Annotated in this window: 8 protein-coding genes; 6 read left to right on the top strand and 2 right to left on the bottom strand. The window is 38.3% G+C overall.

Annotation, left to right across the window (positions count from 1 at the left end; translation table 11 throughout):
- Window positions 1-807, top strand: an 807-nt coding sequence (locus TZ96_RS06515; RefSeq protein WP_045762798.1) for an ISL3 family transposase, incomplete at its 5' end; no start/stop codon positions are given.
- Between the two features lie 43 nt (window positions 808-850).
- Here TZ96_RS06515 and ptsP read toward each other — a convergent pair.
- Both ptsP and TZ96_RS06505 read right to left on the bottom strand, forming a co-directional pair.
- Entirely contained in the window at window positions 851-2,584 is a 1,734-nt protein-coding gene (gene ptsP / locus TZ96_RS06510; RefSeq protein WP_045763390.1) for a phosphoenolpyruvate--protein phosphotransferase, read from the bottom strand.
- A gap of 4 nt (window positions 2,585-2,588) precedes the next feature.
- Complete coding sequence (locus tag TZ96_RS06505) at window positions 2,589-2,852, bottom strand: phosphocarrier protein HPr (RefSeq protein WP_000146952.1); 264 nt, start codon at window positions 2,850-2,852, stop codon at window positions 2,589-2,591.
- 363 nt (window positions 2,853-3,215) lie between these two features.
- On the opposite strand from TZ96_RS06505, the gene nrdH reads away from it, so the two are divergent.
- The 5 genes from nrdH to TZ96_RS06480 form a co-directional block, all read left to right on the top strand.
- On the top strand, window positions 3,216-3,434 hold the full coding sequence (gene nrdH / locus TZ96_RS06500) for a glutaredoxin-like protein NrdH (protein ID WP_000259242.1): 219 nt from the start codon (window positions 3,216-3,218) through the stop codon (window positions 3,432-3,434).
- A gap of 68 nt (window positions 3,435-3,502) precedes the next feature.
- Window positions 3,503-5,662, top strand: a complete 2,160-nt coding sequence (gene nrdE, locus TZ96_RS06495; protein ID WP_045763389.1) for a class 1b ribonucleoside-diphosphate reductase subunit alpha — start codon at window positions 3,503-3,505, stop codon at window positions 5,660-5,662.
- A 173-nt stretch (window positions 5,663-5,835) separates the two neighbouring features.
- Window positions 5,836-6,798: a class 1b ribonucleoside-diphosphate reductase subunit beta gene (nrdF, locus tag TZ96_RS06490; protein WP_045763388.1), complete on the top strand. Its 963-nt coding sequence runs from the start codon at window positions 5,836-5,838 to the stop codon at window positions 6,796-6,798.
- 127 nt (window positions 6,799-6,925) lie between these two features.
- Window positions 6,926-7,693 (top strand): DeoR/GlpR family DNA-binding transcription regulator, encoded by a 768-nt coding sequence (locus TZ96_RS06485; RefSeq protein WP_045763387.1) that lies wholly within the window; start codon window positions 6,926-6,928, stop codon window positions 7,691-7,693.
- Window positions 7,694-7,953: 260 nt separating this feature from the next.
- On the top strand, window positions 7,954-8,532 hold a 579-nt coding region (locus tag TZ96_RS06480), incomplete at its 3' end, for an ISL3 family transposase (RefSeq protein WP_045762794.1).

Here is an 8,532-nt window from a genome sequence, read left to right as displayed (position 1 = left end):
CCAGAGATTATGTCTTGGGACGAGTATGCCTTTACCAAGGGAAAGATGAGTTTTATCGCACAAGATTTTGATCAGCTCAATATCATTACTGTTCTTGAGGGAAGAACACAAGCTATCATCCGCAATCACTTTCTTCGCTACGATAGAGCAGTCCGATGTCGAGTGAAAATCATTACTATGGATATGTTTAGTCCTTACTATGCCTTAGCTAAACAGCTTTTTCCATGTGCTAAAATCGTTCTAGATCGTTTTCACATTGTTCAACATCTTAGCCGAGCTATGAGTCGGGTTCGTGTCCAAATCATGAATCAATTTGATCGAAAATCTCATAAATACAAGGCCATCAAGCGCTATTGGAAACTCATCCAACAAGATAGTCGTAAACTCAGCGATAAACGATTTTATCGCCCTACTTTTCGCATGCACTTAACGAATAAAGAAATTCTAGACAAGCTTTTGAGCTATTCCGAAGACTTGAAACACCACTATAATCTCTATCAGCTCTTGCTTTTTCACTTTCAGAATAAAGAGCCTGACAAATTTTTCGGACTTATTGAGGAAAATCTAAAGCAGGTTCATCCTCTTTTTCAGACTGTCTTGAAAACCTTCCTCAAGGTTAAAGAAAAGATTGTCAACGCCCTTCAATTACCTTATTCCAACGCCAAATTGGAAGCAACCAATAATCTCATTAAACTCATCAAACGAAATGCTTTTGGTTTTAGGAACTTTGATAACTTTAAGAAACGAATTTTCATCGCTCTGAATATAAAAATGGAGAGGACAATCGTTGTCCTCTCCAGATGTTAGCTTTTTATTCAACCCACTACAGTTGACAAAGAGCCGTAATTGATTAATCGAAGTTAACGTATTCTTTAGAAAGTTCAAGAACTTCTTCCATTGTTGAACATTCAGTAAGAGCTCGGTTAGCGTATTCTTGCATTTTAGCAGTGTCGAGTTTCTTCATCAAGCTACGTGTACGAAGTACAGATGTTGCTGACATAGAGAACTCATCCAAGCCCATTCCGACAAGAAGTGGAACAGCTGTTTGGTCACCAGCCATTTCACCACACATACCAGCCCATTTACCTTCAGCGTGAGCTGCTTTGATAACGTTATTGATCAAACGAAGGATTGATGGGTTGTATGGTTGGTAAAGGTATGAAACTTGTTCGTTCATACGGTCTGCCGCCATTGTGTATTGGATCAAATCGTTTGTACCAATTGAGAAGAAGTCAACTTCTTTTGCAAATTGGTCTGCAAGCATAGCTGCTGCAGGAATTTCGATCATGATACCAACTTGGATGTCATCCGCAACTGCAACACCTTCAGCAAGAAGGTTAGCTTTTTCTTCATCGAAGACTGCTTTAGCTGCACGGAATTCTTTCAAAAGCGCAACCATCGGGAACATGATACGCAATTGACCGTGTACAGAAGCACGAAGAAGAGCACGGATTTGAGTGCGGAACATTGCATCTCCTGTTTCAGAGATAGAGATACGAAGAGCACGGAATCCAAGGAATGGGTTCATTTCATGTGGCATATCGAAGTAAGGAAGTTCCTTGTCACCACCGATATCCATTGTACGGACAACAACTGGTTTACCGTTCATTCCTTCAAGAACAGCCTTGTATGCTTCGTACTGCTCGTCTTCAGTTGGGAAGTTTTGAGAATCCATGTACAAGAACTCTGTACGGTAAAGACCTACAGCTTCTGCACCGTTGTCATTAACACCTTCAACGTCTTTTGGAGTACCAATGTTTGCTGCCAATTCGAAGTGTTTACCATCAGCAGTAACAGTTTGAGCATCCTTCAAGAGTGCCCATTCAGCTTTTTGTTGAGCGTAAGCTTCACCAGCTGCTTTAAATTCAGCCGCTTGTTCTTCAGTAGGGTTGATAATCACTTCACCTGTAATACCATTAACGGCAAGTAGGTCACCATCTTTAACGATTTCAGTGATATTGTTTGTACCCAAAACTGCAGCGATTTCAAGTGTACGAGCCATGATAGCTGAGTGACTTGTACGACCACCAATGTTTGTTACAAAAGCTTTAACAAAGTTTTTGTCCAATTGAGCTGTATCAGATGGAGTCAAGTCGTGAGCAATCACGATTACTTCTTCATTGATAGAAGCTGGGTTTGGCAATTTTTTACCAAGGAGGTTAGCCAATACACGTTTTGTTACGTCGCGGATATCCGCTGCACGTTCTTGCATGTATGGGTTGTCTTCCATGCCTTCAAAGATTGTGATAAACATGTCTGTAACTTCTTTCAGACCTGCTTCTGCATTCACTTTCTTAGCACGGATAGTTTCTTTGATTTGACCGATCAATTCAGGGTCAGCAAGAACCATCAAGTGGGCGTCAAATACTTGTGCCGCTTCTTCACCAAGCGTACCTACAGCCTTCTCGCGGATAAGAGAAAGCTCGTTTTGAGAAGCTTCAAGAGCAACATCCAAACGAGCCTCTTCTGCATTTGTATCTTCGACTGTAACAGTCTCGAATGATAAATCCGGTTGAACGAGTAGATATGCTTTTGCAACTGCAACACCGTCAGATGCTGCGATTCCTTTAAGCATTTCTGTCATTTCCTTATGCCAATCCTTCTTTTTCCATTGTTTCTGAGATTGCAGCGATAGCGTCATCAGCGTCTGCACCTTCAGCAGTGATTGTAACGTCAGCACCTTGACCAACACCAAGACTCATTACACCCATGATAGATTTAAGGTTAACTGATTTACCTTTGTACTCAAGAGTGATATCTGAAGCAAATTTGCTAGCTGTTTGTACCAACAATGTTGCTGGACGTGCGTGAATACCTGTTTCTGCCACTACGTGGAAATCTTTAGAAGCCATAGTTTGACTCTCCTTTAATAGTTTTCTTGTTGAGTTACATATCTGATAACCCTTACAATTTAGTATTATATCACCTTCATTGATATTTTTCAAGTATTTTATGGACTTTCTTCAATTTCCTTTCAGATAACTTGCTGAAAATCTTCTATTAAATTTAGTAAAACACAGTATGTAGTTTTTGTCGAGACACCAATAATGAAATCATTGCTTTTTCTGTAATTATTTTTCAATACAACACTATATATTGTGCTTGTTAGTAAAATCAGTAAAATAAGTACACAAGATTTAGTTTTAGAAAGTTGACAAAGTTTTTTTTTCTGATATACTAAGAAAGTAATAAAATTTTAAAGAGGAGTTACAGAAATGGTAACCGTATATTCTAAAAACAACTGTGTCCAATGTAAAATGACGAAACGTTTTTTAGACAGTAATAATGTTGAATATAAAGAAATCAATCTTGATGAACAACCTGAATACATTGATCAAGTAAAAGAGCTCGGCTTTAGTGCTGCTCCTATTATTCAGACACCAACAGAAGTTTTCTCTGGTTTCCAACCAGGTAAACTCAAACAACTTGCTTAAGAATCAGGACAAAAGCTTCTATGTCTACCTTAGAAGCCTTTCTTTTGTAATTAGATAAAGGATTTTTTATGGGATTAAAACAACTTGAAGATGTGACTTACTTCCGTCTTAATAATGAAATTAACCGTCCTGTTAATGGACAAATTATGCTTCACAAAGACAAGGAAGCTTTAGAAGCCTTCTTTAAAGAAAATGTTGTACCAAATACAATGGTTTTTAACTCAATTACGGATAAAATCAACTTCCTCATTGAGCATAACTACATTGAAACAGCATTTATCAAGAAATACCGTCCAGAATTTTTGGAAGAACTACACCAATTTATCAAGGATCAAAACTTCCAGTTTAAGTCTTTCATGGCTGCCTATAAATTCTATAATCAATATGCTTTGAAGACTAATGACGGGGAATACTACCTTGAAGGCATGGAAGATCGCGTCTTCTTTAATGCCCTTTACTTCGCGGATGGTGATGAAGCGATTGCTATTGATATTGCCAACGAAATCATCCACCAACGTTATCAACCTGCTACTCCTTCTTTCTTGAATGCAGGTCGTGCTCGTCGTGGTGAGTTGGTATCTTGTTTCTTGATCCAGGTAACAGATGATATGAACTCTATCGGACGTTCTATCAACTCTGCTCTTCAACTTTCACGTATCGGTGGTGGTGTGGGAATTTCCCTCAGCAACCTTCGTGAAGCTGGAGCTCCTATCAAAGGATATGAGGGTGCTGCTTCTGGTGTCGTACCAGTTATGAAGCTTTTCGAAGATAGCTTCTCTTACTCAAACCAACTCGGTCAACGTCAAGGTGCTGGAGTTGTTTACCTCAATGTCTTTCACCCAGATATCATCGCATTCCTTTCAACCAAGAAGGAAAATGCCGATGAAAAAGTGCGTGTCAAGACCCTTTCACTTGGTGTTGTTGTACCAGATAAATTCTACGAATTAGCTCGTAAGAATGAAGAAATGTACCTATTTAGCCCATATTCTGTAGAAAAAGAGTATGGCGTACCTTTCAACTACATCGATATCACAGAAAAATACGATGAGCTAGTTGCAAATCCAAACATCCGTAAGACAAAAATCAAAGCGCGTGATTTGGAAACTGAGATTTCTAAATTGCAACAAGAATCTGGCTATCCTTATGTGGTCAACATTGATACTGCTAACCGTGCAAATCCAGTTGATGGTAAGATTATCATGAGTAACTTGTGTTCAGAGATTCTTCAAGTCCAAGAACCAAGTCTTATCAATGATGCTCAGGAGTTCCTAAAAATGGGTACTGATGTCTCATGTAACCTTGGTTCAACAAACGTGGTCAACATGATGACTTCACCTGACTTTGGTCGCTCCATCCGTGCTATGGTTCGTGCCCTTACTTTCGTTACAGATAGTTCACACATCGTCGCTGTTCCTACTATCGACCACGGAAACAGCCAAGCTCATACATTTGGACTTGGAGCTATGGGACTTCACAGCTATCTTGCTCAACAATTGATCGAATACGGATCACCTGAGTCTGTTGAATTTACAAGCATCTACTTCATGCTTATGAACTACTGGACCTTGGTTGAGTCAAACAATATCGCACGTGAACGTGGTGTAACCTTCCACAACTTTGAAAAATCAGACTATGCTAACGGAAGCTACTTTGATAAGTATTTAACTGGCGAATTCCTTCCGAAATCAGACCGTGTTAAAGAGCTCTTCAAAGATATCTTTATTCCTACTGCTGCTGACTGGGCTGAACTTCGTGATAAAGTTAAAGCAGATGGACTTTACCACCAAAACCGACTTGCTGTAGCGCCAAATGGTTCTATCAGCTACATCAACGATGTTTCTGCTTCTATTCACCCAATTACGCAACGTATCGAAGAACGTCAAGAGAAGAAAATTGGTAAGATCTACTATCCTGCTGCTGGTTTGTCAACAGAAACAATTCCTTACTACACTTCTGCTTATGACATGGATATGCGTAAGGTCATTGATGTTTATGCTGCTGCGACTGAGCACGTGGACCAAGGACTTTCACTCACACTCTTCATGCGTAGTGATATCCCAACAGGCCTTTACGAATGGAAGAAAGAAAACAAACAAACGACACGTGACTTGTCTATCCTTCGTAACTATGCCTTCAACAAAGGTATCAAGTCTATCTACTACGTCCGTACCTTTACAGATGATGGTGGAGAAGTCGGCGCTAACCAATGTGAAAGCTGTGTGATTTAATTCAACTCTCAAAAAAATTACATTTACTTAATCCATTAAACGTATTTTGTTGATAAAAGCATGTAAGAACATAAAAGTCGGGCTTCCGACTTTTTGTTCGATTATAGCATAGAATTATGATAAAATAAGAATGATTATGTTATCGCATTACTACACACAGAAAGAGATTTCAAATGGAAACTTACTACAAAGCTATTAACTGGAATGCCATCGAAGATGTCATTGACAAATCAACCTGGGAAAAGCTGACTGAGCAGTTCTGGCTCGATACACGTATCCCCTTGTCAAATGACCTAGATGACTGGAGAAAGCTTTCTAACAAGGAAAAAGACCTTGTTGGTAAAGTTTTTGGAGGTTTGACCCTTCTTGATACCATGCAATCAGAAACTGGTGTTCAAGCCCTTCGTGCTGATATTCGTACGCCTCACGAGGAAGCTGTTTTTAACAATATCCAATTTATGGAATCTGTTCATGCTAAGTCTTACTCTTCTATCTTCTCAACCTTAAATACCAAGTCTGAAATTGAAGAAATTTTTGAATGGACTAATACCAATCCATATCTTCAGAAAAAAGCTGAAATTATCAATGAAATCTACCTAAACGGAACTCCTCTTGAAAAGAAAGTAGCGAGTGTTTTCCTTGAAACCTTCCTTTTCTACTCTGGTTTCTTCACACCACTCTACTATCTTGGAAACAACAAGTTGGCCAACGTAGCTGAGATCATCAAGTTGATTATTCGTGACGAGTCTGTACACGGAACCTACATCGGCTACAAATTCCAACTTGGTTTCAATGAATTGCCAGAAGATGAACAAGAAAAACTCAAAGAATGGATGTACGACCTTCTCTATACTCTTTATGAGAATGAAGAAGGCTACACAGAGAGCCTCTATGACGAAGTCGGATGGACTGAAGAGGTTAAAACCTTCCTTCGCTACAATGCAAATAAAGCCCTTATGAACTTGGGGCAAGATCCTCTCTTCCCTGATTCAGCTGACGATGTCAATCCGATCGTTATGAATGGGATTTCAACTGGTACATCAAACCACGACTTCTTCTCTCAAGTTGGTAATGGCTATCTACTTGGTGAAGTTGAAGCTATGCAGGATGATGACTATAACTATGGACTAAATTAATACCTAACCTAAAAAACATCTAAGTTTATTTACAAACTAGATGTTTTTTTTTGTTTATTTTTGTTTTCTTTAAGTTGCTTAGCTGTTTAAAATATGATAAAATAATATTAGATTTGGGGGTGGTTCAATGCTGAAGCAAGAAAAATTAGATACTATTTTAGAAATTGTTAATACAAAAGGAACTATCACTGTTAAGGAGATTATGAATCGCCTTGATATTTCCGATATGACAGCTAGACGATATTTACAAGAGTTAGCGGATAAGGATTTGCTGGTTCGAGTTCATGGCGGTGCTGAAAAACTTCGAACAGGTTCCTTATTAAATAATGAGCGTTCTAACGTTGAAAAACAAGGACTACAAACAGCAGAAAAACAAGAAATTGCTCGCTTTGCAGGTCACTTAGTTGAAGAAAGAGAAACTATTTTCATTGGTCCAGGTACCACATTAGAATTCTTTGCGCGTGAACTTCCTATCGATAACATTCGTGTTGTTACCAATAGTTTGCCTGTATTTCTCATTCTAAACGAGCGTAAGCTAACTGATCTCATTCTAATCGGTGGTAATTATCGTTCAATTACAGGAGCTTTTGTCGGTACTCTCACTCTTCAAGATATCGCTAGTTTGCAATTTTCAAAAGCCTTCGTTAGTTGTAATGGTATCAAGGATCATGCTATCGCTACTTTTAGTGAAGACGAAGGTGAAGCACAGAAATTAGCACTAGAAAACGCCAATAAAAAATATCTCCTAGCTGACCATAGCAAATTTGATAAATTTGATTTCTTTACATTTTACAATATCTCAGATATCGACACCATTATCACTGATTCAAAATTAAGTGATCAAACACTCCAATCACTGTCTAAACAAACTAAAATTATCAAGTCAAAATCTTAAACTCTACAACTAGTCATAGAATTTAGTAGCTACTACTAATTCCATGGCTAGTTTTTTATTTTGCAAAAATTATAAAAAATTCCCGCAATGTTTATAGATATTTACCAAACAAAAATATTATAGAACTAAAAAAACCGGCTCTATAATATTTGTAGTGGGTAAATCCCCTATGGATCTTATGGAGCCTATTTTTGTGTAGAAAAAAAGTCCCATATGACCTATAATGAAAAGCGATCAAACAACTCATTAGAAAGAATCCTATGGAACAATTACATTTTATCACAAAACTGCTCGATATCAAAGACCCTAATATCCAGATTCTAGACATCATCAATATGAATACCTACAAAGAAATCATCGCTAAACTGGACTACGACGCCCCATCTTGCCCTGATTGCGGAAGTCAAATGAAGAAATATGACTTTCAAAAACATTCTAAGATTCCTTACCTCGAAACGACTGGTATGCCTACCAGAATTCTTCTGAAAAAGCGTCGATTCAAGTGCTATCATTGCTCGAAAATGATGGTCGCCGAAACCTCTCTCGTCAAGAAGAATCATCAAATTCCTCGTATTATCAACCAAAAGATTGCTCAAAAGTTAATTGAAAAGACTTCTATGACTGATATTGCACATCAGCTATCCATTTCAACTTCAACTGTCATTCGTAAGCTCAATGACTTTCACTTTAAGCATGATTTTTCTTGTCTTCCAGAGATTATGTCTTGGGACGAGTATGCCTTTACCAAGGGAAAGATGAGTTTTATCGCACAAGATTTTGATCAGCTCAATATCATTACTGTTCTTGAGGGAAGAACACAAGCTATCATCCGCAATCAC

The organism is Streptococcus infantis (assembly GCF_000963255.1).
In the GTDB taxonomy this organism is placed as follows: domain Bacteria; phylum Bacillota; class Bacilli; order Lactobacillales; family Streptococcaceae; genus Streptococcus; species Streptococcus nidrosiense.
This window is presented reverse-complemented; position numbering and strand designations above follow the sequence as displayed.

Bases quoted from the DNA above. Each gene is read 5' to 3' on its own strand.
- ptsP (WP_045763390.1), bottom strand. From the start codon at position 2,584: ATGACAGAAATGCTTAAAGGAATCGCAGCATCTGACGGTGTTGCAGTT.
- TZ96_RS06505 (WP_000146952.1), bottom strand. From the start codon at position 2,852: ATGGCTTCTAAAGATTTCCACGTAGTGGCAGAAACAGGTATTCACGCA.
- nrdH (WP_000259242.1), top strand. From the start codon at position 3,216: ATGGTAACCGTATATTCTAAAAACAACTGTGTCCAATGTAAAATGACG.
- nrdE (WP_045763389.1), top strand. From the start codon at position 3,503: ATGGGATTAAAACAACTTGAAGATGTGACTTACTTCCGTCTTAATAAT.
- nrdF (WP_045763388.1), top strand. From the start codon at position 5,836: ATGGAAACTTACTACAAAGCTATTAACTGGAATGCCATCGAAGATGTC.
- TZ96_RS06485 (WP_045763387.1), top strand. From the start codon at position 6,926: ATGCTGAAGCAAGAAAAATTAGATACTATTTTAGAAATTGTTAATACA.